The sequence below is a fragment of the Neptuniibacter sp. genome (assembly GCF_024231755.1).
Classification (GTDB): Bacteria; Pseudomonadota; Gammaproteobacteria; order Pseudomonadales; family Balneatricaceae; genus Neptuniibacter.
Genome location: NZ_JAAEQH010000141.1, coordinates 1 through 815 on the forward strand (window position 1 = coordinate 1; position 815 = coordinate 815).

An 815-nucleotide genomic window follows, 5' to 3' on the forward strand; every position below is an offset into this window, starting at 1 on the left:
CAAACTGTCACCGAAAATAACACCGCGTTGATGTGGCAACGGGATGGAACCTCAAGCATGACCTGGGAAGCAGCCCTAACCCAGTGCGAGAGCCTTACTTTGGGGGAGTATGAAGATTGGCGGTTGCCCAACATTAAAGAACTACGGTCTATTAGTGATGACGACAACTTGTATCATCCTTCGGTGAATACTACCTACTTTACCCTGACTGAAACATACCCGCAAACAACAACGGTTTACTGGTCATCAACCACCCGTGAAAATGGAACTGAACAAGCCTGGTTTGTTGATTTTTATTATGGACTGGTTAGCCATGAAGACAAAGTAAATACGGGCTATGTATTGTGTGTGCGCTCTGCCAGTACCTCCACTACAAGGATCTATTTGCCGTTGATTATCAGGTCGGGTTCGACAGGTACAGTAGATTTTACGCTAAGCAGTAGCGCAGTTTCTGATGGAGAACTCCTTGATGCTTATAAATGTGAAGAAAAGGTAGATGGAGTAGAAGCATCCATTCCTTTATCTTGGTCTAACATACCGGATTCAACCGGCTCGTTGGCGGTGATAATGCACCATTATCCAAATCCTGAGGATACCTCAAACGCAAACTCATATTTGCTGCTTTGGGATATCGATCCATCGATCACAGAGATAGCTTACGGTGAGGCCGACGACGGCAGTTGGTTCATGGGAGCTAATAAAGATGGTAATGCGATCTCTTATACATCTCCATGTTCACCAAGTGCCGGTAGTCACGAGTACACCATAACCCTATATGCCTTATCACAAACACCAGCGTCTCTTCCTACTGAAAG

1 protein-coding gene is annotated in these 815 nt (G+C 45.4%); it reads left to right on the plus strand.

Annotation, left to right across the window (positions count from 1 at the left end):
• Positions 1 to 815, plus strand: an 815-nt coding sequence (locus tag GY843_RS08085) for a DUF1566 domain-containing protein (protein WP_297308380.1), incomplete at both ends; no start/stop codon positions are given.